Origin of the sequence: Bradyrhizobium sp. UFLA03-84, from assembly GCF_002289535.1 — a bacterium.
Lineage (GTDB): Bacteria > Pseudomonadota > Alphaproteobacteria > Rhizobiales > Xanthobacteraceae > Bradyrhizobium > Bradyrhizobium viridifuturi.
In genome coordinates this window covers 166,024-189,466 of the sequence record NZ_NSJY01000013.1, presented here as the reverse complement: position 1 = coordinate 189,466, position 23,443 = coordinate 166,024, and the positions used below count along the sequence as shown (strand labels likewise).

Annotated in this window: 19 protein-coding genes and 1 tRNA gene; 13 read left to right on the top strand and 7 right to left on the bottom strand. The window is 64.6% G+C overall.

Annotated features, from left to right (window positions below):
- Nucleotides 1–27 precede the first annotated feature (27 nt).
- Entirely contained in the window at nucleotides 28–1,017 is a 990-nt protein-coding gene (locus CK489_RS14915; protein WP_095732781.1) for an efflux RND transporter periplasmic adaptor subunit, read from the top strand.
- Complete coding sequence (locus CK489_RS14910; protein ID WP_050628852.1) at nucleotides 1,014–4,202, top strand: efflux RND transporter permease subunit; 3,189 nt, start codon at nucleotides 1,014–1,016, stop codon at nucleotides 4,200–4,202. The genes CK489_RS14915 and CK489_RS14910 overlap by 4 nt, the downstream gene beginning before the upstream one ends.
- Before the next feature lie 99 nt (nucleotides 4,203–4,301).
- Here CK489_RS14910 and CK489_RS14905 read toward each other — a convergent pair whose 3' ends face one another.
- Nucleotides 4,302–4,841 (bottom strand): Dps family protein, encoded by a 540-nt coding sequence (locus CK489_RS14905; RefSeq protein ID WP_050628851.1) that lies wholly within the window; start codon nucleotides 4,839–4,841, stop codon nucleotides 4,302–4,304.
- A 125-nt stretch (nucleotides 4,842–4,966) separates the two neighbouring features.
- Between CK489_RS14905 and CK489_RS14900 the strand changes: the two genes are divergently transcribed.
- The 5 genes from CK489_RS14900 (at nucleotide 4,967) to CK489_RS14880 (ending at nucleotide 11,015) form a co-directional block, all read left to right on the top strand.
- Nucleotides 4,967–5,656: a class I SAM-dependent methyltransferase gene (locus CK489_RS14900; protein ID WP_143278156.1), complete on the top strand. Its 690-nt coding sequence runs from the start codon at nucleotides 4,967–4,969 to the stop codon at nucleotides 5,654–5,656.
- Nucleotides 5,657–5,733: 77 nt separating this feature from the next.
- A tRNA-OTHER gene (locus CK489_RS14895) sits at nucleotides 5,734–5,809 on the top strand.
- A 328-nt stretch (nucleotides 5,810–6,137) separates the two neighbouring features.
- Nucleotides 6,138–9,602: a carbamoyl-phosphate synthase large subunit gene (gene carB, locus CK489_RS14890; protein ID WP_095732780.1), complete on the top strand. Its 3,465-nt coding sequence runs from the start codon at nucleotides 6,138–6,140 to the stop codon at nucleotides 9,600–9,602.
- A gap of 197 nt (nucleotides 9,603–9,799) precedes the next feature.
- Nucleotides 9,800–10,273, top strand: coding sequence for a transcription elongation factor GreA (gene greA / locus CK489_RS14885; RefSeq protein WP_089025704.1), 474 nt, complete (start codon nucleotides 9,800–9,802; stop codon nucleotides 10,271–10,273).
- A gap of 346 nt (nucleotides 10,274–10,619) precedes the next feature.
- Nucleotides 10,620–11,015, top strand: a complete 396-nt coding sequence (locus CK489_RS14880) for a DoxX family protein (RefSeq protein ID WP_050628910.1) — start codon at nucleotides 10,620–10,622, stop codon at nucleotides 11,013–11,015.
- Nucleotides 11,016–11,290: 275 nt separating this feature from the next.
- Here the strand turns inward: CK489_RS14880 and CK489_RS14875 are convergent, their stop codons facing one another.
- Nucleotides 11,291–11,770: an Lrp/AsnC family transcriptional regulator gene (locus tag CK489_RS14875; protein WP_050628849.1), complete on the bottom strand. Its 480-nt coding sequence runs from the start codon at nucleotides 11,768–11,770 to the stop codon at nucleotides 11,291–11,293.
- 282 nt (nucleotides 11,771–12,052) lie between these two features.
- On the opposite strand from CK489_RS14875, the gene trxB reads away from it, so the two are divergent.
- The 3 genes from trxB (at nucleotide 12,053) to CK489_RS14855 (ending at nucleotide 15,353) form a co-directional block, all read left to right on the top strand.
- A complete protein-coding gene (gene trxB / locus CK489_RS14870; protein ID WP_095732779.1) occupies nucleotides 12,053–13,018 on the top strand; it encodes a thioredoxin-disulfide reductase in 966 nt (321 codons plus the stop codon).
- A gap of 2 nt (nucleotides 13,019–13,020) precedes the next feature.
- On the top strand, nucleotides 13,021–13,941 hold the full coding sequence (locus CK489_RS14865) for a LysR family transcriptional regulator (RefSeq protein ID WP_028344089.1): 921 nt from the start codon (nucleotides 13,021–13,023) through the stop codon (nucleotides 13,939–13,941).
- Nucleotides 13,942–14,438: 497 nt separating this feature from the next.
- Nucleotides 14,439–15,353, top strand: a complete 915-nt coding sequence (locus CK489_RS14855) for a 4-hydroxy-tetrahydrodipicolinate synthase family protein (RefSeq protein ID WP_095732777.1) — start codon at nucleotides 14,439–14,441, stop codon at nucleotides 15,351–15,353.
- 149 nt (nucleotides 15,354–15,502) lie between these two features.
- Here the strand turns inward: CK489_RS14855 and CK489_RS14850 are convergent, their stop codons facing one another.
- Nucleotides 15,503–17,896 (bottom strand): heavy metal translocating P-type ATPase, encoded by a 2,394-nt coding sequence (locus CK489_RS14850; RefSeq protein WP_095732776.1) that lies wholly within the window; start codon nucleotides 17,894–17,896, stop codon nucleotides 15,503–15,505.
- Between the two features lie 63 nt (nucleotides 17,897–17,959).
- Here CK489_RS14850 and CK489_RS14845 point away from each other — a divergent pair, with 63 nt between their 5' ends.
- Nucleotides 17,960–18,235: a metal-sensitive transcriptional regulator gene (locus tag CK489_RS14845; RefSeq protein WP_050402729.1), complete on the top strand. Its 276-nt coding sequence runs from the start codon at nucleotides 17,960–17,962 to the stop codon at nucleotides 18,233–18,235.
- 230 nt (nucleotides 18,236–18,465) lie between these two features.
- Here CK489_RS14845 and ychF read toward each other — a convergent pair whose 3' ends face one another.
- The 4 genes from ychF to CK489_RS14825 form a co-directional block, all read right to left on the bottom strand.
- Nucleotides 18,466–19,563, bottom strand: coding sequence for a redox-regulated ATPase YchF (gene ychF / locus CK489_RS14840; protein ID WP_095732775.1), 1,098 nt, complete (start codon nucleotides 19,561–19,563; stop codon nucleotides 18,466–18,468).
- 57 nt (nucleotides 19,564–19,620) lie between these two features.
- A complete protein-coding gene (pth, locus tag CK489_RS14835) occupies nucleotides 19,621–20,235 on the bottom strand; it encodes an aminoacyl-tRNA hydrolase (RefSeq protein ID WP_050628845.1) in 615 nt (204 codons plus the stop codon).
- Between the two features lie 55 nt (nucleotides 20,236–20,290).
- Entirely contained in the window at nucleotides 20,291–21,013 is a 723-nt protein-coding gene (locus tag CK489_RS14830) for a 50S ribosomal protein L25/general stress protein Ctc (protein ID WP_095732774.1), read from the bottom strand.
- Between the two features lie 327 nt (nucleotides 21,014–21,340).
- On the bottom strand, nucleotides 21,341–21,604 hold the full coding sequence (locus CK489_RS14825) for an accessory factor UbiK family protein (RefSeq protein WP_095732773.1): 264 nt from the start codon (nucleotides 21,602–21,604) through the stop codon (nucleotides 21,341–21,343).
- Nucleotides 21,605–21,781: 177 nt separating this feature from the next.
- Here CK489_RS14825 and CK489_RS14820 point away from each other — a divergent pair, with 177 nt between their 5' ends.
- Both CK489_RS14820 and lgt read left to right on the top strand, forming a co-directional pair.
- A complete protein-coding gene (locus CK489_RS14820) occupies nucleotides 21,782–22,516 on the top strand; it encodes a dienelactone hydrolase family protein (RefSeq protein ID WP_095732772.1) in 735 nt (244 codons plus the stop codon).
- A 15-nt stretch (nucleotides 22,517–22,531) separates the two neighbouring features.
- Complete coding sequence (lgt, locus tag CK489_RS14815; protein WP_095732771.1) at nucleotides 22,532–23,377, top strand: prolipoprotein diacylglyceryl transferase; 846 nt, start codon at nucleotides 22,532–22,534, stop codon at nucleotides 23,375–23,377.
- Nucleotides 23,378–23,443: the final 66 nt, after the last annotated feature.

Below are 23,443 nucleotides of genomic sequence, written 5' to 3'. Positions count from 1 at the left end.
GTGGCTTCAACCAGACGGATATTCCCGATGCGACTTGCGATCTTGTCGGCGGCCCTCGCTGCCTCTGTCCTTTCGTTGGCGCCGGCTCGCGCAGAGCTGCTCACGGTTGCGCAGCACCGCGTGGCCGACGAGAAGGCCGTATTCGCGACAGTCGAGAGCATCAGCGTGGCACCCGCCCGCGGGCGCATCAGCGGCACCGTGGTCGAGCTCAATGTCCGGGAGGGCGATCGCGTCGCGGCCGGCCAGGTCATCGCGACGATCGGCGACGAAAAGCTCGTGTTGCAGATGAAATCGCTCGACGCGCAGATCGAAGCGCTGCAGGCGCAGGCCAACCAGGCGCAGATCGATTTCACGCGCATCGAAGGGCTCGTCGAGCGCGGCACGCTGCCGCGCGTCAAGCTGGACGAGGCGCGGACCGCATTGAACGTCGCCGACAATGGGCTGCGCGCAAAGACGGCCGAGCGCGCGGTCGTCAACCAGCAGCTCAGCGAAGGCCGGGTGCTGGCTCCGTCCGATGGCCGGGTGTTGAAGAAGCTCGTGACCGTTGGTTCGGTGGTGCTGCCCGGCGATGCCGTCGTCACGGTCGCCCAGCAGCACTTCAAGCTGCGGCTGCGCGTGCCGGAGCGGCACGCCCGATTCATGAAGTCGGGCGACAAGATTCGTGTGGATGCAGCGGAACTTGGCGAGGAAGCTCCCCGGATCGGAGTCATCGACCTCGTGTACCCGCAGATCGAGGAAGGACGCGTGATCGCCGACGCCACCGTCGAGGGTCTCGGCGAATATTTCGTCGGCGACCGCCTGAGGGTGTGGATCTCCGCCGGAACGCGGCCGGCCTTCGTGATCCCCGCAAGTTATGTCAGGACGCGGTTCGGGATCGATTATGTCCAGCTTCGCCAGGGCGACCGAACCGTTGAAGTACCGGTGCAGCGTGGCCGCGATGTACCGACGCCCGCCCTTCCCGACGGCCTCGAAATCCTGTCGGGCCTGCGCGACGGCGATCAGCTGGTGCAGCCATGAACCTCGGGCTGTCCGGCCGGCTGACCAGGGCGACCCTGACGTCGCCGCTTACCTCGCTGTTCCTGCTTGCATCGCTCGCCGTCGGCCTGATTGCCGTCATGGTGATCCCGCGCGAGGAGGAACCGCAGATCAGCGTGCCGATGGTCGACATCCGCGTCAACGCCGACGGCCTGCGCGGCCCTGACGCGGTCGAGCTCGTCAGCAAGCCGCTCGAGGCCATCGTCAAGGGCATCGACGGCGTCGAGCATGTCTACAGCCAGACCGAGGATGACCGCGTGATGGTCACCGCGCGATTTCTGGTCGGCACCAAGTTCGAGGACGCGATCCTGCGCGTGCACGAGAAGGTCCGCGCCAATCTCGACCATATCCCGGTCGGCATCCCCGAGCCGCTGATCGTCGGCCGGGGCATCAACGACGTCGCGGTAACGGTCCTGACGCTGTCGCCGAAGCCGGAGGCGGCCGGGCGCTGGAGCGACAAGGATCTGTTCGAGCTTGCCGACAAGCTGCGCTCCGAACTCGTGAAGGTCGACAACATCGGGCTCACTTATGTGTCGGGCGGTTCCGCGCAGCAAATCAGGGTTGAGCCCGATCCGGAAAAACTGTCGCTGTTTGGCGTCACGCTTCAGCAGCTGGTCGCCAAGGTAAAGGAAGCCAACCGCTCGTTCGTGGCAGGGCAGGTCCGCGATGCCGGCGCCGTTCGCAACGTTGCCGCGGGCCAGACGCTATCGGGGATTCCCGACATCGGATTGCTTCTGATCGCGACCCGGGACGGACGGCCGATCTACGTCAAGGACGTCGCGTCCGTGGTGATCGGTCCGAACACGGTCGAACACCGCGTCTGGAACGACGCGCGCGATGCCGCCGGGCAATGGCAGCGCGTGCCGGCGGTCAGCCTCGCGCTCGCCAAGCGCGCCGGCGCCAACGCCGTGGTGGTGTCGACCGACATCGCCCGCCGGCTCGACGAACTGAAGGCGCACCTCATCCCCGACGATGTTCAGGTCACGATGACGCGGGACTACGGCGAGACCGCCAACGAAAAGGCCAACGAGCTGCTGTTCCACCTCGGGCTCGCGACCGTCTCGATCGTCGTGCTCATCGCGCTCGCGATCGGCTGGCGTGAAGCCGTCGTGACCCTCGTCGTCATCCCGACGACGATCCTGCTGACGATGTTCGCCGCCAACCTGATGGGCTACACCATCAACCGGGTCAGCCTGTTCGCGCTGATCTTCTCGATCGGCATCCTGGTCGACGATGCGATCGTGATCGTCGAGAACATCGCCCGCCACTGGGCGATGCATGACGGACGGTCGCGCCTGCAGGCAACAATCGAGGCGGTCGCCGAGGTTGGAAATCCCACCATCATCGCAACTCTCACGGTCGTCGCCGCCCTACTGCCGATGCTGTTCGTGTCCGGCCTCATGGGACCTTACATGGCCCCGATTCCGGCCAATGCATCGGCGGCCATGCTGTTCTCGTTCTTCGTTGCGGTGGTGATCGCACCCTGGCTGATGCTGAAGCTCGCGCCGAAAAACGATGTGGCCAGTGCGCATGCCACGCACCACGAAGGCCGGCTCGGCCGCCTGTACCGGCGCTTCGCGACGCCGGTGGTCCGGAGCAAGCGTGCGGCCTGGATCTTCCTGCTCGGCGTCGGACTGGCGACGCTGCTGTCGATGGCACTGTTCGCGACCAAGTCGGTGACCGTCAAGCTGCTTCCGTTCGACAACAAGTCCGAGATCGCGGTCATGGTCGATCTGCCCGAGGGCGCAAGCCTGGAAGCCACCGAGCGGACGCTGTTCGCCGCGGCCGACATCGCGAAACAATTGCCGGAGGCCACCTCGCTGCAATCCTACGCCGGCACCTCCGCGCCGTTCAATTTCAACGGACTGGTGCGGCATTACTATCTGCGCGAAAAGCCCGAACTGGGTGAGCTTCAGGTCAACCTGACCGCGCGTGGGGATCGCAAACGGGCGAGCCACGATATCGCGCTCGAACTGCGACAGCGGCTCAAGACGGTCGATGCGCCCAAGGGGACCAGCATCAAGGTCGTCGAGGTGCCGCCGGGGCCGCCGGTGCTGGCAACCCTGCTCGCCGAAATCTACGGTCCCGATGCCGCGACGCGCCGCGCAGTCACGGCTGAGTTGAAGCAGATCTTCGCCGAAGTGCCGTTCATCGTCGACATCGACGATTCGATCGGCGAGAAGCGCCCGCGGCTGCGGCTGTCGATCGACCAGGATCGGCTGGAATTCTTCGGCGTGGAGCAGCGCGACGTCTACGATACGATCCAAGCTCTGTTCGGCGGCACCTCGATCGGCTATTCGCACCGCGGCGAGGACCGCAACCCGATCGAGATCGCAGTGCGGCTGCCGAAACGCGGCCTGGCCTGGGACGAGGCGCTGGCCTCGACGCCTGTGCCGGCCAACACGCTGCCTGGCAGCAAGACGGTCGTCGAGCTTGGTCAGGTGGTGAAGGCTACGGTCGAGCAAGGGACGCCGGTGATCTTCCGCAGGGATGGCCGCTTCGCCGACATGGTGATGGCCGAGCTCGCCGGCCGCTTCGAGGCGCCGCTTTACGGCATGATGGAGGTCGCCAAGCGCGTCGATGCCCACGATTGGGGCAATCTGCCGAAGCCCGCGATCCGCCTGCACGGGCAGCCGACCGACGAGTCGCGCCCCACTTTGCTGTGGGATGGCGAATGGGAAATCACCTATGTGACGTTCCGCGACATGGGTGCCGCCTTCGGCGCGGCCATTCTCGGCATCTATGTGCTGGTCGTCGCGCAGTTCGGCAGCTTCCGGCTGCCGCTCGTGATCCTGACGCCGATCCCGCTGACGCTGATCGGCATCCTGATCGGGCACTGGCTGCTGGGTGCGCCGTTCACGGCGACATCGATGATCGGCTTCATCGCCCTGGCAGGCATCATCGTGCGAAACTCGATCCTCCTCGTCGACTTCATTCGCCATAGTAGCGGCAGTGGCATGTCGCTCCGCGAGGTGGTGCTCGAAGCCGGCGCGGTTCGCTTCAAGCCGATCCTGCTGACCGCACTCGCGGCCATGATCGGGGCCGCGACGATTCTGCTCGACCCCATCTTCCAGGGGCTCGCGATCTCGCTGCTGTTCGGCCTGGCGTCGTCGACCCTGCTGACGGTGCTCGTGATCCCGGCGATCTACACTGCACTGCGCTCGTAAGCCGGAACGCCCGCGAAAGCGGGCAATTCGGCCTAGAAGACCGCTTGCTTTCCGCTCGACCTCGCAAGGCGCGACTGTCGCTGCGGCAACGATGCCGTGCTAGGCCGCGTTGCTGCCTTCCTGGCGGCTGGCCTCGAACAGGAACCAGGTGCGGCGCTCGGTTTCATCGATGAAGGTTTCGAGCAGGCCGGCCGTGCCGGAATCCTCGTGGTCGTCGGCGAGCTTGTGCGCCTTGCGCATCGCAGCCGCGATGTGCTTGTTGTCCTCCATCAGTTCGCGCAGCATTTCGCGCGGCGGGACATAGTCCTCGTCATTGTCCTTGATGGTCTGGTGCTTGGCGACGTCGCCGATCGACTTCAGCGTCACGCCGCCGAGCTTGCGCACCCGTTCGGCGAGCTGGTCGGTGGTCGCGAAGATCGCGTCCGACTGCTCGTCCAGCAACAAATGGTAATCATGGAAATGCCGGCCGCTGACGTGCCAATGGAAATTCTTGGTCTTCAGGTAGAGCGCAAAGGCGTCGGCCAGAAGCGTGTTGAGCGAGGCCGAGATCGTGTCCACCGCAGCCTGCGGCAGGTCACTCGGCGTGTCGAGGTCGGGCGAGATCTTGTCAGTCCTGGTGTCACTCTTGGCTTTGCTCACGGTAAACCTTCCTGTTAGGAACCCCGTATTTCGGCGCATTGAACATTGGCCGCCGGACCGCTAACGCATCATCACTCCACCTGTTCCTGGACGTCAGGAACCCGTTTTGCCGGATACCAAGCGCGATGGATGATTGGATCGACTATTACGATTCCACACATACGATTTATGCGAGCCGACTACACCGCGACCTGCATTTCCAGGTCATCGCAAACGACATCATCGGATACATCACCTCGCCCGACGCCGTGGTGCTGGACTATGCCTGCGGTGAGGCGCTGTCGGCGGTGAAGGTCGCCAATGCCTGCGCGCAGCTCTATCTGGCGGAGCCTGCGCCCGGCGTGCGCGGCCGGCTGGTCGCACGCTTTGCCGCCGACACCAGGATCCGCGTCCGCTCGCTCGACGAGCTGAAGAACATGCAGGCTGACTCGATCGACCTCGTGGTGATGAACTCAGTGGCGCAATACATGACGCCGCAGGAGCTCGATTCCGCATTCGACGTGATCCACCGCCTGCTGAAGCCGTCGGGCCGTTTCGTGCTCGGCGATATCCTGCGGCCCGAAGTCGGCATGGCCAGGGACGTCATCGCGCTGCTGCGCTTTGCGGCAACCCACGGCTTCCTGCGCGATGCGCTGGTCGGGCTAGCCTCGACCGCGCTGTCGGATTACCGGCAGCTCCGCACCCGGATCGGGCTGCAGCGCTATCGCGAGGACGAGATGATCAAGAAGCTTGCCGCCGCGGGCTTCACCGGCAAGCGCACTTCGCGCAACATCGGGCACAATCCGTGGCGTATGACATTCGTGGCCCACCACTGATCAGAGGTTGTGGGAAAAATTAGGGTTAACCAAAAGTAAACATGGCGGCCGCCGAAATAATCAGCAATGATCCGCTCGGCCCGGTGGCGGAAGCGTCGACGCGGCAGTGGTGCAACACTGTTTATCCTGGTTCAAATCCAGGCCGGGCCTCCAGCCTTCGCTGCTCGCGCAGCTTCGGCTCGGCAACCCCTTTGGTAGCGAAGGCTGCCGCGGCGTAGCCCGTAGGGCGAAGCCGGGCCCTTACCGAGTATTCCCCTCCGCCCCGAGTACCCCCAACCGAGCATACGCCGAATGCGGATTTTCCCCCAGAATCGCAGTTGATTGGGCACTTTTGGGGGTTTCGCGGGTGCGGAAACTGGTCTAAAGACCACCCGCGCGCGAGGGATCGCGCTTCCGGCGCTGCAAAATGTAGCGCATGGCTCGAGGGACGCGCGGCAAGCGCGCCCTTTTTTTGTGCCCAAATTCCAGTCCGCGAGAGCTGATGCCCAAAAGAACCGACATCTCCACCATCCTGATCATCGGCGCCGGTCCCATCGTGATCGGCCAGGCCTGTGAATTCGACTATTCCGGCACGCAGGCGGTGAAGGCACTGAAGGAAGAGGGTTATCGCGTCGTCCTCGTCAATTCCAATCCGGCCACCATCATGACCGATCCGGAATTGGCGGACGCCACCTATATCGAACCGATCACACCCGAGATCGTCGGCAAGATCATCGAGAAGGAGCGCCACGTCATTTCGGGCGGCTTCGCGCTGCTGCCGACCATGGGCGGCCAGACCGCGCTGAATTGCGCGCTGTCGTTGCGCCGTCAGGGCACGCTCGACAAGTTCGACGTCGAGATGATCGGCGCCACCGCTGACGCCATCGACAAGGCCGAGGACCGCCAGCTGTTCCGCGAGGCGATGACCAAGATCGGGCTCGAGACGCCGAAATCGCGGCTCGCCAACGCCTCGGCACTGAAGAAAACCTACCGCGACAAATACCTCGCCGAGCGCGAGAAGCTGTCCGGTGAGGCGCTGGAAGAACTCGAGCGGCAGTGGACCCTCGGCGAGAACGACCGCCGCAAGCGCTACCAGGAGCACGCCTTCGGCGAGGCGCTGATGGCGCTGTCCGAGATCGGTCTGCCGGCGATCATCCGGCCCTCGTTCACCATGGGCGGCACCGGCGGCGGCATCGCCTACAACAAGGAAGAATTCCTCGACATCATCGAGCGCGGGCTCGATGCGTCTCCGACCAACGAGGTGCTGATCGAGGAAAGCGTGCTCGGCTGGAAAGAGTACGAGATGGAGGTGGTGCGCGATAAAAAGGACAATTGCATCATCATCTGCTCGATCGAGAATCTCGATCCGATGGGCGTGCATACCGGCGATTCCATCACCATCGCGCCGGCCCTGACCTTGACCGACAAGGAATACCAGGTGATGCGCGACGCCTCGCTGGCGGTGCTGCGCGAGATCGGGGTCGAGACCGGCGGCTCCAACGTCCAGTTCGGCATCAATCCCGTCGACGGCCGTATGGTCGTGATCGAGATGAATCCGCGCGTGTCGCGCTCGTCGGCGCTGGCCTCGAAAGCCACCGGCTTTCCGATCGCCAAGGTCGCAGCCAAGCTCGCGGTCGGCTACACGCTGGACGAGATCGCCAACGACATCACCGGCGGCGCCACCCCCGCCTCGTTCGAGCCGACCATCGATTACGTCGTCACCAAGATTCCGCGCTTCGCGTTCGAGAAGTTCCCCGGCGCCTCCTCCACGCTGACCACGTCGATGAAGTCGGTCGGCGAGGTGATGGCGATCGGCCGCACCTTCCAGGAAAGCCTGCAGAAGGCCCTGCGCGGGCTCGAGACCGGCCTGACCGGGCTCGACGAAATCGAGATCGAAGGACTCGGCCGCGGCGACGACAAGAACGCGATCCGCGCCGCGCTCGGCACGCCGACGCCGAACCGCATCCTGCAGGTCGCGCAGGCGATGCGGCTCGGCTGGACCGATGAGGAGATCTTCAACTCCTGCAAGATCGACCCCTGGTTCCTCGCGGAGATGCGCGCCATCGTCGAGATGGAGGACAAGGTCCGCAGCAACGGCCTGCCGCCGAATGCGTTCGGCATGCGGACGTTGAAGGCGATGGGCTTCTCCGATGCCCGCCTCGCCGTGCTCACCGAAACCACCGAAGCCGATGTCACCGCCAAGCGCCATGCGCTCGGGGTGCGCCCGGTGTTCAAGCGCATCGATACCTGCGCGGCCGAGTTCGCTTCGCCGACCGCCTACATGTATTCGACCTATGAGCGGCCGTTCGCCGGCGAGCCGGCCGACGAGAGCGCGCCGTCGGACCGCAAGAAGGTGATCATCCTCGGCGGTGGGCCGAATCGCATCGGCCAGGGCATCGAGTTCGACTATTGCTGCTGCCACGCCTGCTTCGCGCTCGAGGACGCCGGCTACGAGACCATCATGGTCAACTGCAATCCGGAGACGGTGTCGACCGACTACGATACCGCCAACCGGCTGTATTTCGAGCCGCTCACCGCCGAGGACGTGCTGGAGATCGTCGCGACCGAACGCAAGAACGGCACGCTGCACGGCGTGATCGTGCAGTTCGGCGGTCAGACTCCGCTTAAGCTTGCCCGCGCGCTAGAAGCCGCCGAAGTGCCGATCCTCGGCACCTCGCCCGACGCGATCGACCTCGCCGAGGACCGCGACCGCTTCAAGCGCGTGCTCGACAAGCTGCGTCTCAAGCAGCCGAAGAACGGCATCGCCTATTCGGTCGAGCAGGCCCGCCTGGTCGCCGCCGATCTCGACTTGCCGCTGGTGGTGCGTCCGTCCTACGTGCTCGGCGGCCGCGCGATGCAGATCATCCGCGAGGAGACCCAGCTCAACGACTACCTGCTGGGCACCCTGCCCGAGTTGGTGCCGGCCGACGTCAAGGCACGCTACCCGAACGACAAGACCGGGCAGATCAACACCGTGCTCGGCAAGAACCCGCTGCTGTTCGACCGCTATCTGTCCGATGCGACCGAGGTCGACGTCGACTGCCTCTCCGACGGCAAGGATACCTTCGTCGTCGGTATCATGGAGCACATCGAGGAGGCCGGCATCCACTCCGGCGACTCCGCGTGCTCGTTGCCGCCGCATTCGCTCGATGCCAGCACCATCGAGGAGCTGGAGCGGCAGACCCGCGAGCTCGCGCTCGGCCTCGACGTGGTCGGCCTGATGAACGTGCAATACGCCATCAAGGACGGCGAGATCTACGTGCTCGAGGTCAACCCGCGCGCATCCCGCACCGTGCCGTTCGTCGCCAAGGTGATCGGCACCCCGGTCGCCAAGATCGCGGCGCGGATCATGGCCGGCGAAAAGCTCGCCGACTTCAAGCTGAGGAAGAAGAAGCTCGGCCATGTCGGCGTGAAGGAATCGGTGTTCCCGTTCGCGCGCTTCCCCGGCGTCGACACCGTGCTCGGACCGGAGATGCGTTCGACCGGCGAAGTGATGGGCCTCGACCGCTCCTTCGAGGTCGCGTTCGCCAAGAGCCAGCTCGGCGGCGGCACGCGCGTGCCGCGGCAAGGCACCGTGTTCGTCTCGGTGCGCGGCGACGACAAGATGCGCATCGCGGATGCGGTGCGGCTGCTGCACTCACTCGGCTTCAAGGTGATGGCCACCTCGGGCACGCAGCGCTATCTCAGCGACAACGGCGTGCCGACGGAAAAGGTCAACAAGGTGCTCGAAGGCCGTCCGCACATCGTCGACGCCATCACCAATGGCGACGTCCAGCTGGTCTTCAATACCACCGAAGGTCCGCAGGCGCTGGCCGACAGCCGTTCGCTGCGGCGGGCTGCCCTCTTGCATAAAGTGCCATATTACACCACTCTTTCAGGCGCGGTGGCGGCCGCACGGGGGATCCGGGCCTATCGGGACGGGGACCTTGAGGTCCGCACGCTTCAGAGTTACTTTTCCGAAAGCTGACCGCTGCCCGGGCGAAAGGCCCGAAGCGGTCAATTAGCCGAATGGCTGGAACTCACCGCGCGATTGGATGTTGTCACGGCCCTTAGCGGGGCCGAAAATCACTGGGCTTCCGGGCGCGTTAGCGTCCTGATTCCTGCGTTAGCTGAACTGGATATTCGTGCACGACCGCCGGGCGCGCACGATGAAGGACGAAGATGATGGATAAGGTTCCGATGACCGCGGGCGGATACGCCGCGCTGACGGACGAGTTGAAGCGACGCCAGTCGGAGGATCGTCCGCGCATCATCGAACACATTGCGGAAGCGCGTTCGCACGGCGACCTCTCGGAGAACGCCGAGTATCACGCCGCCAAGGAAGAGCAGTCGCACAACGAGGGCCGCATCGCGGAGCTCGAGGACAAGCTCGCGCGCGCCGACATCATCGACATTTCGAAACTGTCCGGCGACACCATCAAGTTCGGCGCGACCGTGACGCTGATCGACGAGGACACCGAGAAGAAAGCGGTGTGGCAGATCGTCGGCGAGGTCGAGGCCGACGCCAAGAAGGGCCGCATCTCCATCACCTCGCCGCTCGCGCGCGCGCTGATCGGCAAGAAGAAGGGCACCACCGTCGAAGTGATGGCGCCCGGCGGCGCCAAGGCCTACGAGATCACCAAGGTCGAGTGGCGGTAGTTACTTCGATGTGACTGGTGCAAAAAAGCCGCGTATCGCACGCGGCTTTTTTTGTGCCTGCGTTTCACCCCCGTCTGACAGCAATGTGAGTGGAGAGCCGCGGCACGGCATACTAGTGAGGCCACGACATGTTTATGCAATATAATCATGTCGGGGGACTGCGGCTCGGCTGATGATTGCGTCGCAAAACGCATCGCAGCGCGCCACCGTGTCACTGGTGCGTTCTCTCGCAATCGCGCGAGGAATGATTCCAGACGCAAGGTGTTGACATCACACTCCGGTGACGAACACCGTGTGGTTCTGCATCGTGCAATGTTCCAGCGTGTCAATCAGGGGGTAAATGACAATGGACCAGATGTTTTCCAGGTTTCAACCGGTGGCGCTGAGCCTGTTTCGGTTCATCACAGGACTGCTGCTGTTTCAGTTTGGCGTCGCCAAGCTTCTCAAATTCCCTCCCGGGACGATGTTCGAGAAAGTCGAACTGTTCTCGTTGATCGGCGCGGCCGGCACGCTCGAACTGATCCTGGGCGGGCTGCTGATGATCGGCCTCTTTTCGCGGATCGTGGCCTTCATCCTGGCAGGCGAAATGGCCTTCGCCTACTTCATCGGCCATTTCCCCAAAGGCTTCTATCCGCTGCTCAACAACGGCAGTCTTGCAATCGCGCTCTGCTTTGCCTGCCTGTATCTCGCGACCTCGGGCCCGGGCCCGATCAGCGTCGATGCAGCGATGGGGAAGAGGTAGCAGCGCGATCTCACCTCCCCTTGCAAAGGGGAGGTCGGTTTGTGCTGAAAGCGCAAACCGGGTGGGGATCTGCTTCCACATCGGCGCTCTCGCCTGTGGCTTGACCCTACCCCGCCCTCCCCCTTTCAGGGGGAGGGAGAAAACGATCAATCAAAAAAACGTCGCCGGATTCGTTCGTCATTGCGAGGAGCGACAGCGACGAAGCAATCCATCTCTCCACAAATATGGACAGTTGGATTGCTTCGCTTCGCTCGCAATGATGATGAGCGTACGCGTCAGCTCGCCACCTTCACGCCCAGCGGCACCGCGGCCTCGTATTTCGAATTGTGCAGCACCAGCGACGTCCTGACGTTGCGCACATGCGGCGCGGCGGTCAGGTGGGTGACGAAATCCTGGAACGTCGCCATGTCGGGCGCGACGCATTTGAGGATGAAATCGACTTCGCCCGACAGCATCCAGCACTCCCGCACCAGCGGCTCGGCGCGCACGAAATTCTCGAAGGCGCGGAGATCAGCGTCAGCCTGACTCGACAGATGCACCGAGGCGAACACCGTGACGTCGTAGCCGAGGCGGCGCGGATCGAGCAGGCCGCGATATCCCTGGATGTAGCCTTCCTCCTCCAGCGCCCGGACCCTGCGCAGGCAGGGCGGCGGCGAGATCCCGACGCGTTTGGCGAGTTCCACATTGGTGATTCGGCCATCGGCCTGGATCTCGGCGAGGATTTTGAGGTCGATCTCGTCAAGGTTCTTCGACACGCGACTACGGTTCCCTGGAGTTTGGAAGGTTTGGCAGGTCTGCCGGCAACTCTCATAGCGCAGCCAGCCAGCATCGCGCAATTTTATTGCGCGTGCAGCGCATGATTTCGCGAATGTGACTTCAGTTCCGGGGAAAATTCGCTGCCATGGATTGCAAATCTTGCATAGCTACCCAGATATCCTAGACTTGGATTTGACACTTTTGGCGCCGCCGTGACGCGTTTCCGGGGCGCTTCCCGCACAAGTCCTTGATCAAAATCCCCAAAAGAGAGGGATCTCAAAATGCCCGCGCCTACCCATGCCAAGGTCGTCATCATCGGGTCCGGCCCCGCCGGTTACACCGCAGCGATCTACGCGGCGCGCGCGATGCTCGAACCGATCCTGATCCAGGGCATTCAGCCGGGCGGGCAGCTCACCATCACCACCGACGTCGAGAACTATCCCGGCTTTGCCGACGTGATCCAGGGCCCCTGGCTGATGGAGCAGATGGAGAAGCAGGCGGCGCATGTCGGCACCAAGATCGTCACCGATCTCGTCAACAGACTGGAACTCGGGCAACGGCCGTTCCGTCTGACCTGCGATTCCGGTGATGTGTATCTCGCCGAAACCGTCATCCTCGCCACCGGCGCCCAGGCGCGCTGGCTTGGGCTGCCGTCGGAAGAGAAATTCCAGGGCGGCGGCGTCTCGGCCTGCGCGACCTGCGACGGCTTCTTCTACCGCGGCAAGGAGGTCGTGGTGGTCGGCGGCGGCAACACCGCGGTCGAGGAAGCGCTGTACCTCACCAATCATGCCTCCCAGGTCACCATCGTGCACCGTCGCGATCACTTCCGCGCCGAGCGCATCCTGCAGGAACGGCTGTTCAAGCATCCCAAGATCAAGGTGGTGTGGGACTCCGCGATTGACGAGATCTGCGGCTCGGAGAACCCGAACAAGGTCACCCATGTACGGCTCAAGAACGTCAAGACCGGCGCGCTGACCGACCTCAAGACCGACGGCGTCTTCATCGCGATCGGCCATGCGCCGGCGACGGAGCTCGTCAAAGGCCAGATCAAGCTGAAACCGTCGGGCTATGTCGAGGTGGCGCCGAACTCCACGGCGACCTCGGTGCCCGGCCTGTTCGCCGCCGGCGACGTGGCGGACGAAACCTTCCGGCAGGCGGTCACCGCCGCCGGCCTCGGCTGCATGGCTGCGCTCGAGGCCGAACGCTTCCTGGCTCTTCGCGCGAGCGATCGCGCAGCGGCGGAATAATCATGGCACGATCTCGCGACGGATTTACGGATATGGATTGGGACAAGCTGAAGGTCTTTCACGCAGCGGCGGAAGCTGGCAGCTTCACGCATGCCGGCGAGCAGCTTGGCCTGTCGCAATCGGCGGTCTCCCGCCAGGTCAGCGCGCTGGAGCAGGAGCTCTCGGTCTCGCTGTTTCACCGCCATGCCCGAGGCCTGATCCTCACCGAGCAGGGCGACCTCCTGTTCCGCACCGCGCATGACGTGTTCATGCAGCTGCAGGCGGCGCGCGCCAAGCTCACCGACAGCCGCGAGCGGCCGAGCGGCGACCTCAAGATCACGACACCACCGGCGCTCGGCATCAACTGGCTGATCCCGCGGCTCGACGAGTTCACCGCGCTCTATCCGGACATCCGGATCTCGCTGATCGTCACCGACGAGGACCTCGATCTGTCGATGCGCGAGGCCGACGTTGCGATCCGCACCCGCAAGCCGACCCAGCCGGACCTGATCCAGCGTAAGCTGTTCTCGATCGGCTTCCATGCCTATTGCTCGCCGGAATACATCAAGCGCTTCGGCACGCCGCGGACGCTGGATGATCTCGACTCGCACCGCATCATCATGCTCGGCGACTCGCAGGTACCGCCGCATCTGCAGAACCGCAGCTGGCTGATCGACGCCGGCCGCAACGGCTCCGGTCCGCGCGAGCCCTACTTCAAGGTCAACAACATCCTGGGGTTGGTGCGCGCCTGCCAGCAAGGCCTCGGCATCGCCGCGTTGCCGGACTATCTGGTCGAACAGAACAACCTCGTGCAGCTGTTCGGCGAGTCCGACTCGATCGCGCTCGACACCTACTTCGTCTATCCGGAAGAGCTGAAGACAGTGGCCCGGGTGCAGGTGTTCCGCGACTTCGTGGTCAGCAAGGCGCAGCGCTGGCCGTCCTGATTAAGCCGGCCTTATGGGGCTGGTTTATAGGGATATCCGCGCTGCCCCCGGTCTCCGCATGACTGACATGCGGCCTGGATAGTTGCTGCATGCCGTCGATGGGGATCATAGTGTTGACATGCTGAGCGGTCGCGTCGCGCATATGTCCCCCTCCTCCAGTGGCGCGGAAGTTCAGTAATCCCTCTTGGAAGGTGATTGTGTCGGCCTCACGTGGCCAATACCTTAAGCCGGGCTCATCAGAGCCCGGCTTTTTTTCATAGCCATCGTGCCGCACGTCACGGTCAGCATGTGCATTGACAACAACCTCGCAGCGCAGCATCATTATCTAATGATCACGACTTCGTGCGCCGCTCTCTCGTCGAAAAAAGCTCCCCTCCCGGGGACACGAGATCGCGCGCGATAAGATCACCTTCGCATTCAACGATCCCGAAACCCCGCCGCTTGGACGGGGTTTTTTGTTGGTCCCGTCTCCGGCTTGTCCCCTGAGGAGATGGAACATGACTGAGCTACATCAGCAATTGCAGGGCCTCTGGCTGCCTTTGATCACGCCGTTCCGCGACGGCGAACTCGACGCCACGTCGCTGCGCCGCGTGGTGCGACACTATGCCGGCGGCCCCGTCGACGGCTTCATTCTCGGCGCAACCTCCGGTGAAGGCATGGCGCTCGGCACCGACGAGCTGGAGGGGCTGGTCAGTGTCGCGCTCGACGAGCTCGCTGCCAGCTCCCGCCATCTGCCAGTCGTGCTCGGGCTGTCCGGCGCTTCCACCGCCAGGATGAAGGAAGCGCTGGATGACACCGCCGACTGGCCGATCAACGGCTATCTGATCGCAAGCCCCTATTACATCAGGCCCTCGCAGCGCGGTCTCGTGCAGCATTTCAACGCACTCGCCGATCATGCGTCGTGGCCGATCGTGCTTTACAACATTCCCTATCGCACGGCGGTGAACCTCACCAACGAGACGCTGCTGGCGCTCGCGGAACATCCGAACATCGCCGGCATGAAGGATTGCTGCGCCGACCGAGCGCAGTCGATCGACTTCCTGAACCGGCGGCCAGCCGGCTTCCGCGTGCTGACCGGCGAGGATGCGCAGACATTCGATGCGCTCTCGGACGGCGCCGATGGCGCGATCCTGTTGTCCGCGCATCTGGAGACCGACACCTTTGCGTCGATCCGCACGCTGCTGCGGCAGGGCAAGCGCGACGCGGCACTGGCGGCCTGGCAGAGCGTGGTCGGCCTGACCCGGCTGCTGTTCGCGGAACCCAGCCCCGCGCCGGCCAAGCATTGGCTGTGGCGGCAGGGCCTGATCGACAGCCCCGAGGTGCGGCTGCCGATGGTCGAGGTGAGCGAGGATCTCGCAACCTGGCTCGATGCCGAGAGGGAGCGCCGCGCGCAGCTGCTGCTGCCGGCGTGAGCTTCCTTTTCTCCCTCTCCCCGTTCTTACGGGGAGAGGGTTCGGATGAGGGGCACTTCCGCGCACATGGTGAGAGACAGAGGCGCGGGAGTCCCCTCACCCGGCGCTACGCGCCGACCTCTCCGCGCACGCGGGGCGCGGTAAGAGGCTCAATCCAGCTTCACCCGCGACAGCCGCAGCGCGTTGCCGATCACGCTGACCGACGACAGCGCCATTGCGGCTGCGCCGAGCATCGGCGACAGCAGGATGCCGAACAGCGGATACAGCACGCCGGCTGCGATCGGCACGCCGGCGGCGTTGTAGGCGAACGCGAACGCCAGGTTCTGGCGGATGTTGCGCATGGTCGAGACCGACAATCGCCGCGCGCGGACCAGGCCCATCAGGTCACCGGTGAGCAGCGTGATGCCGGCGCTGTCGATCGCGACGTCGGTGCCGCCGCCCATCGCGATGCCGACATCGGCCGCGGCCAGCGCCGGCGCGTCGTTGACGCCGTCGCCGGCCATCGCGACGGCGCGGCCCTCGCCGCGCAGCCGCTGCACGACCTCGCTCTTGCGCTCCGGCAGCACGCCGGCCTCGACCTCGTCGATGCCGAGCGTTTTCGCTACCGCGCGCGCGGTGGTCTCATTGTCGCCGGTCAGCATTACGATGCGCAGGCCTTCTGCACGCAGCGCCTGCAATGCATTCGCAGCCGATGGCTTGACCGGATCGGCGATCGCGATCACGCCGGCAATGCTGCCATCGACCGCGAGATAGATCGCGGTAGCGCCGTCCCGCCGCGCGGCTTCGGCCGCCTGATCCAGCGTTGTCGTCGCGATCTTCAGTTCGGCCATCAGTACCGCATTGCCGAGCGCGACCTGCCTGCCTTCGACCGTGCCGGTCGCGCCCTTGCCGGAGGGCGAGGCAAAGTTGCTGACGGCCGACGATGCGAGCTTGCGCTCCTTGGCTGCCGCGATGATCGCCTGCGCCAGCGGATGCTCGCTGCCCTGCTCGACGCCGGCGGCAAGGCGCAGCAGGTCGCCCTCGTCAAACCCTTCGGCGGCAATGATGCGCACCACCTTCGGCTTGCCTTCGGTGAGCGTGCCGGTCTTGTCGATGACCAGCGTGTCGATCGCCTCCATCCGCTCCAGCGCCTGCGCGTCGCGGATCAGGATGCCGGAATGCGCGCCTCGGCCGACGCCGACCATGATCGACATCGGCGTCGCCAATCCGAGCGCACAGGGGCAGGCGATGATCAGCACCGTGACGGCTGCGACCAGCGCAAAGGTGAGGCGCGGTTCGGGCCCGAACACCGTCCAGGCGATGAAGGCGAGCACCGCCGCGGCGATCACCGCCGGCACGAACCAGCCGGCGACGCGATCGGCGAGCCGCTGGATCGGCGCGCGTGAGCGCTGCGCCTTCGCCACCATGTCGACGATGCGCGACAGCATGGTGTCGCGGCCGACCTTCTCGGCGCGCATCACGAGGCCGCCGCTCTGGTTGACGGTGCCGCCGATCACGCTGGCGCCTTCCGCCTTCGTGACCGGCATCGATTCACCCGTCACCATGGATTCGTCGATGACGGCGCGGCCCTCGACCACGACGCCATCGACCGGCACCTTCTCGCCGGGGCGTACCCGCAGGCGATCGCCGACCTTGATCGCATCGATGTCGATGTCCTCGTCGCCGTGATCGGTGATGCGCCGCGCGGTCTTCGGCGCCAGCCCAAGCAGCGCGCGGATCGCGCCCGAGGTCTGCGCGCGGGCGCGCAGCTCCAGGACCTGACCGAGCAGCACCAGTACCGTGATCACCGCCGCGGCCTCGAAATACACCGCGACCGCGCCATGCATGTCGCGGAACGCCGGCGGGAACAGCTGCGGCGCCAGCGTGGCGACCACGCTGTAGGCATAGGCGACGCCGGTGCCGATCGCGATCAGCGTGAACATGTTGAGATTGCGGGTGACCAGCGACTGCCAGCCGCGCGCGAAGAACGGCGCCCCCGCCCACAGCACGACCGGCGTCGCCAGCACGAACGAGATCCAGTTCGAAGTGGACTGCGGTACCAGATGCATCAGCCCGAGATGACTGCCCATCTCGAGCACGAACACCGGGAGCGTCAACGCCAAGCCGATCCAGAACCGGCGCGTCATATCGATCAATTCGGGATCGGGACCATCGTCGAGCGAGACCTGTTCGGGCTCCAGCGCCATGCCGCAGATCGGGCAGCTGCCGGGACCGACCTGGCGCACCTCGGGATGCATCGGGCAGGTGTAGATCGTGCCGGCCGGCATAGGCGGCTCCGGCTCGCGCGGCTTGAGATATTTCTCCGGCTCGGCCTCGAAGCGCTCGCGGCAGCGGCCGCTGCAGAACAGGTACTCTTCGCCATTGTAGCTGAAACGGTGCTTGGCGGTCGCCGGGTTGACCTTCATGCCGCAGACCGGATCGATCGCGAACGCCGCCTCGGTCGGCGCGGCGTCGTGCTCATGCTTGCCGCCGCAGCAGGAATGCGCGGCCGCGCCATGATGGTGATGATCTGCGTGCGAATGGTCGTGCTTTGCCTGTGCCACGAAACTCTTCCCGGCCGTATCCGGCCTCTTGATTTACATACCCTAGGGGGGTATATGAGGCGTATGAGAGACGAGGTCAAGACATCCTGTTTAAAACGGCTCAAACGGATCGAGGGTCAGATCCGCGGGCTCGCCACGATGGTCGAGGAAGATCGCTACTGCATCGACGTCGTGACGCAGATCGCCGCGGCGCGCGCGGCGCTGCGCCGCGTCGAGGAAGAGGTGCTGCGCGATCACGTGGCGCATTGCGTCGAACATGCGATCTCGTCCGGCGACAAGGCCGACCAGCGGCGCAAGATCGCCGAGCTGATGGATGTGATCGGCCGCGCGGATCGGTGACGCGTCAGAGCTACCGCATACTCGGTGTCGTCCCTGCGAAAGCAGGGACCCATAACTACCGGACGTTAGGATAGAGCGAGCTGGGGCCACAGGTCGCGCAAGAACTGTGCCCTGTGGTTATGGGTCCCGGGTCGCGCTTCGCTTGCCCGGGACGACGTGGGGAGAGAGCAGCGCCTCAGGTTCAGTGTCGTCCCGGCGAAGGCCGGGACAACACTGAGGAGAGATCGAGTTTAGGTATTGAACCTGAAATGCATCACGTCGCCGTCGGCGACGACGTAGTCCTTGCCTTCGAGCCGCAGCTTGCCGGCATCGCGGGCGCCGGCTTCGCCGTTGCCGGCGATGTAGTCGTCATACGCGATGGTCTCGGCGCGGATGAAGCCCTTCTCGAAATCGGTGTGGATCACGCCGGCGGCGGCGGGCGCCTTGGTGCCGCGATCGATGGTCCAGGCCCGCGCTTCCTTCGGACCGACGGTGAAATAGGTGATGAGGTCGAGCAGCTGGTAGCCGGCGCGGATCAGCCGGTCGAGCCCGGCCTCTTCGAGGCCCAGCGTCTCCAGGAATTCGGCGCGCTCGGCACGCGACAGCGTCGCGATCTCGGATTCGATCTTGGCGGAGATCACGACTGCGACCGCGCCCTCCTCCTTGGCACGCTCGAACACCGCCTTGGAGAAATTGTTGCCGTCCTTGGCCGAGCCTTCCTCGACATTGCAGACATAGAGCACGGGCTTCGAGGTCAGCAGGCCGAGCATGCGGAACGCACGCTCTTCCTCCGGCTTGCGCTCCATGCCGCGAGCCGGCTTGCCGTCACGCAGCAACGACAGCGCGCGGTTGACCAGCTCGAGCTGCTCCTTGGCGTCCTTGTCGTTGCCCTTGGCCTTCTTGGTGAGGTTGTCGATGCGCTTCTCGAGGCTGTCGAGATCCGACAGCATCAGCTCGGTCTCGATGGTCTCGATGTCGGCGAGCGGCGCGATCTTGCCTTCGACATGGGTGATGTCGGAATCCTCGAAGCAGCGCACCACATGGGCGATGGCATCGACCTCGCGGATGTTGGCGAGGAACTGGTTGCCGAGGCCTTCGCCCTGCGACGCGCCGCGGACGAGGCCTGCGATATCGACGAAGGTGAGCCGGGTCGGGATGATCTGCGCGGACTTCGCGATCGCCGCGAGTTTCTCCAGCCGCGGATCGGGCACCGCCACCTCGCCGACATTCGGCTCGATGGTGCAGAACGGATAGTTCGCCGCCTGGGCAGCAGCCGTCTCGGTCAGTGCATTGAACAGCGTCGACTTGCCGACGTTAGGCAGCCCGACGATCCCGCATTTGAATCCCATGTCTTCCTCTATCCATCTCGTCATGTCCGGCCTTGCGCCGGCATGACGACAAGGGGATCAGGCCGGCTTGTCGCCGCCGTACTCACCCTTGTCGAAAAATCCCTTGGCCTGCATCGTCAGATGCACCTTGTTCGCAAACGACGCATCGTGCCCCGCTGCGAGCAGTCCGGCATTGTCGGCGACGGCCTGGCACAAGGCCTCCACCCACGCTCGGTCGCTCTTGGCGAAGTCCGACAGCACGTGGCTGTGCACGAGCTCCTTGACGCCGGGATGACCGATGCCGAGCCGCACCCGCCGATATTCGTTACCGATATGCGCGGAGATCGAGCGCAGCCCGTTATGGCCGGCGATCCCGCCGCCGATCTTGACCCGCACCTTGGCCGGCGGCAATTCCAGCTCGTCCTGGAACACGGTGATGTCGGGGGGCGCGAGCTTGAAGAAGTTCGCCGCTTCCTGCACCGCGCGTCCGGACTCGTTCATGTAGGTGGTCGGCTTCAGCAGCACGACCTTCTCGCGATCCACGACGCCTTCCGAGGTCTCGCCCTGAAAGCGACGGCGCCATGGTCCGAAACCATGACGCCGTGCAATCTCGTCGACCGCCAGGAAACCGATATTGTGCCGGTTGCTGGCGTATTTCGCGCCTGGATTACCGAGACCAACAAAGAGGCGCATGGCACGGCATCCCGCATCGGCGCGCCATCAGATGATCGCGCGCCGACCTGATCGGTTACTTCTTCTTGTCGCCACCGCCGGCGGGAGCCTTGGCACCCGCGGCAGGAGCCGCAGCACCCGCAGCCGGAGCCGCAGCGGCCGGAGCCGCAGCACCCGCTGCCGGAGCAGCGCCACCGGCAGCCGCCGCAGCCGCGGCCTTCTGCTCTTCGGCGTAGCCGGACGGCGGCACGATGGTGACCAGGGTCGCGTCCTCGCGGGTCAGCGACTTCACGCCCTTGGGCAGCTTGACGTCGGTGAGATGCAGCGAGTGGCTGATCTCGAGGCTGCCGACATCCGCTTCGATGTATTGCGGAATGTTGTCGACCGCGCATTCGAGCTCGAGCGCGTGGGTGACGATGTTCACGGTGCCGCCGCGCTTGATGCCGGGGGCGGCTTCCGCGTTGATGACGTGCAGCGGCACGCTGACGCGGATGGTCGCGCCTTCGCCGAGCCGCAGGAAGTCGACATGGAGCGGGAAGTCCTTCACCGGGTCGAGGTGGTAGTCGCGCGGAATCACGCGGTGCTTCTTGCCCTCGAGTTCGATATCGAACAACGTGGTGAGGAACCGGCCCGCCAGGATGCGCTGGCGCAGTTCACGATCGTCCACCGAGATGGTGACGGGGGGCTGGTTGTCTCCGTAGATCACTCCGGGAACTCTCCCGGCGCGACGCTCTGCCCGGGCGGCCCCCTTGCCGCTCTTCGGACGCGCGGTCGCCTTCAATTCCTTGACGGTCGCCATAGCGTTAAGTCCTTGTATTTAAAAAGTTAAAGGCCGCAGCGCGGCCCATGCTCAAGTCCACAGCAAGCCTCCAGGGGTGCGGGGGCCGCGGACGTGGCGGGCTTTTAGCCCCAAAGGGCCGAAATGACAAGGAAATGAAGGGATTTTTCTCACCGTCCTTCACCCTCCCCTGGAGGGGGAGGGTCGGGCCGCATGCAGCGAAGCGGAATGCGGGCCGCGGTGGGGTGATCTCTCAACACGGGCAATGATCGGGTGGAGGGACTTTCACCCCAACCCGCCGCTCATTGCCTTCGCGACGACCCTCCCCCTCCAGGGGAGGGTGAAAGATCAGGTCGCTCCGCCGATGCCGAGCTTGGCTTCCAGCGCGGCGATCCGGGCCTTCAGCGCCTCGTTCTCCTCGCGGGCGAGGCGAGCCATGTCCTTGACCGCGTCGAACTCCTCGCGCTTGACCACGTCGAGGTCGCGCAGGATGCGTTCGGCCTGGTTGCGCATGACCGTGTCGACCTCGCGCTTGACGCCCTGGGCGGCGCCCGCGGCATCGTTCATCAGACGGCCGATCTCATCGAAAAACCGGTTGCTGGTCTGGGTCATCTGGCAAAACTCTCCGCGTTCACTGAATCGCGATTAGACAATGGCGATCCCCGCCATCCGGTTCAAGTCCGCCGCGAATGGCAGGCCTCCCGGGAGCTCGCCTTGTCATGCTCCGGTTTCCTTGCAATCGTATGAACCCACAACAGAAATCGCACACATAACGCGAGCAGAAGCGCCATGATCGAAGCGACCGTCGAGATCCCGACCAAGGACGGCAAGACCACCACCTTCATCACCCATCCCGAGCGCGGCGGCCCCTTCCCGGTCGTCATCTTCTACATGGACGCACCGGCGATCCGCGAGGAGCTGCGCGACATGGCGCGCCGGCTCGGCACCTCGGGCTATTACGTGATGCTGCCCAACATGTATTACCGCGCCGGCGTGATGGAGCTCGGCCCGATCAATCCCGATCCGGAATCGCCCGAGCGCAAGCGCATGTTCGAGCTGATGCACTCGCTCAACATCCCGCTGGTCATGGAAGACACCAGGGGCCTGCTCGCCTACGCCGAGACGCAGAAGGCCGCCAACACCAAGATCATCGGCACCGTCGGCTACTGCATGAGCGGCCGCTATGCGGTGAACGCGGCGACGCATTTCGGCGATCGGGTCAAGGCCGCCGCCTCGATCTACGGCACGCATCTGGCGACCGACCAGCCGGACAGTCCGCATCTTGCCGCGCAAAAGACCAAAGCCGAACTCTATTTCGCCTGCGCCGAGACCGATATCTACGCGCCTCAGGAAATCATCGAGCAGGTGAAGGCCGGCATGAAGGGATCGAACAACGAGGTCGAGATCTATCCCGGCACGCATCACGGCTTTGCGTTCCCCAAGCGCCCGGTCTATGACCGCGACGCCGCCGAACGCCATTGGGAGCGGCTGCTCGCGCTCTACCGGCGCAACCTCGTGAACTGAGTCTCAACCCGCACGATGCCGTTCCTGCTGATCGACTTTCCGGTGTTCAACCCCGTCGCGCTCGCGCTCGGGCCGATCGTAATCCGCTGGTATGCGCTGGCCTATATCGTCGGCATCGTGCTGGGCTGGATCTACGCCCGCTCGCTGATCAAGAAGGATCGGCTGTGGGGCGGCCCCGCGCCGATCACGCTGCCGCAGCTCGACGATTTCATCCTTTGGGTCACCATCGGCATCATCGTCGGCGGCCGCACCGGCTATGTGCTGTTCTACAATCTGCCGTTCTTCATGGCGCACCCGTCCGAGATCCTCGAACTGTGGAAGGGCGGCATGTCGTTCCACGGCGGTTTCCTCGGCTGCGTCGCCGCGGTGATGCTGTTTGCCCGCCGCAACGACATCCCGATCCTGTCGCTCGGCGACATCACCACCGCGGTCGCGCCGATCGGGCTGCTCCTCGGCCGGCTCGCCAACTTCATCAACAGCGAATTGTGGGGCCGGCACGCCGACCCCAGCCTGCCCTGGGCCATGATCTTCCCCAATGGCGGGCCGCTACCGCGCCATCCGAGCCAGCTCTATGAAGCCGGCCTCGAGGGCATCGTGCTGTTCACGGTGCTGGCGATCATGATCCGGATGGGTGCGCTGAAGCGGCCCGGCCTGATCCTCGGCAGCTTCATTGCGATCTACGGCATCGCCCGGATCATCGGCGAGCACTTCAGGGAGCCGGACCCGCAGCTCGGATTCCTGTGGGGCGGACTAACCATGGGGATGCTGCTGTCGGTACCAATGATTATCGTGGGCGCTATCATCATCACGGCCGCCGTTCGCCGCAGGGCAAACGGGCCGGCGCCGACAACTCCAACCTAGCGCAAGTTCATTCCAAGGAAGGCCGTGAGCGAACCCTCCCCGTTGCTGGATGAGATCAGGAAGCTG

What these genes read in the sequence shown, in the direction of transcription:
- CK489_RS14915 (WP_095732781.1), top strand. Translation starts at nt 28, where the DNA reads ATGCGACTTGCGATCTTGTCGGCGGCCCTCGCTGCCTCTGTCCTTTCG.
- CK489_RS14910 (WP_050628852.1), top strand. Translation starts at nt 1,014, where the DNA reads ATGAACCTCGGGCTGTCCGGCCGGCTGACCAGGGCGACCCTGACGTCG.
- CK489_RS14900 (WP_143278156.1), top strand. Translation starts at nt 4,967, where the DNA reads ATGGATGATTGGATCGACTATTACGATTCCACACATACGATTTATGCG.
- carB (WP_095732780.1), top strand. Translation starts at nt 6,138, where the DNA reads ATGCCCAAAAGAACCGACATCTCCACCATCCTGATCATCGGCGCCGGT.
- greA (WP_089025704.1), top strand. Translation starts at nt 9,800, where the DNA reads ATGGATAAGGTTCCGATGACCGCGGGCGGATACGCCGCGCTGACGGAC.
- CK489_RS14880 (WP_050628910.1), top strand. Translation starts at nt 10,620, where the DNA reads ATGGACCAGATGTTTTCCAGGTTTCAACCGGTGGCGCTGAGCCTGTTT.
- trxB (WP_095732779.1), top strand. Translation starts at nt 12,053, where the DNA reads ATGCCCGCGCCTACCCATGCCAAGGTCGTCATCATCGGGTCCGGCCCC.
- CK489_RS14865 (WP_028344089.1), top strand. Translation starts at nt 13,021, where the DNA reads ATGGCACGATCTCGCGACGGATTTACGGATATGGATTGGGACAAGCTG.
- CK489_RS14855 (WP_095732777.1), top strand. Translation starts at nt 14,439, where the DNA reads ATGACTGAGCTACATCAGCAATTGCAGGGCCTCTGGCTGCCTTTGATC.
- CK489_RS14845 (WP_050402729.1), top strand. Translation starts at nt 17,960, where the DNA reads ATGAGAGACGAGGTCAAGACATCCTGTTTAAAACGGCTCAAACGGATC.
- ychF (WP_095732775.1), bottom strand. Translation starts at nt 19,563, where the DNA reads ATGGGATTCAAATGCGGGATCGTCGGGCTGCCTAACGTCGGCAAGTCG.
- pth (WP_050628845.1), bottom strand. Translation starts at nt 20,235, where the DNA reads ATGCGCCTCTTTGTTGGTCTCGGTAATCCAGGCGCGAAATACGCCAGC.
- CK489_RS14830 (WP_095732774.1), bottom strand. Translation starts at nt 21,013, where the DNA reads ATGGCGACCGTCAAGGAATTGAAGGCGACCGCGCGTCCGAAGAGCGGC.
- CK489_RS14825 (WP_095732773.1), bottom strand. Translation starts at nt 21,604, where the DNA reads ATGACCCAGACCAGCAACCGGTTTTTCGATGAGATCGGCCGTCTGATG.
- CK489_RS14820 (WP_095732772.1), top strand. Translation starts at nt 21,782, where the DNA reads ATGATCGAAGCGACCGTCGAGATCCCGACCAAGGACGGCAAGACCACC.
- lgt (WP_095732771.1), top strand. Translation starts at nt 22,532, where the DNA reads ATGCCGTTCCTGCTGATCGACTTTCCGGTGTTCAACCCCGTCGCGCTC.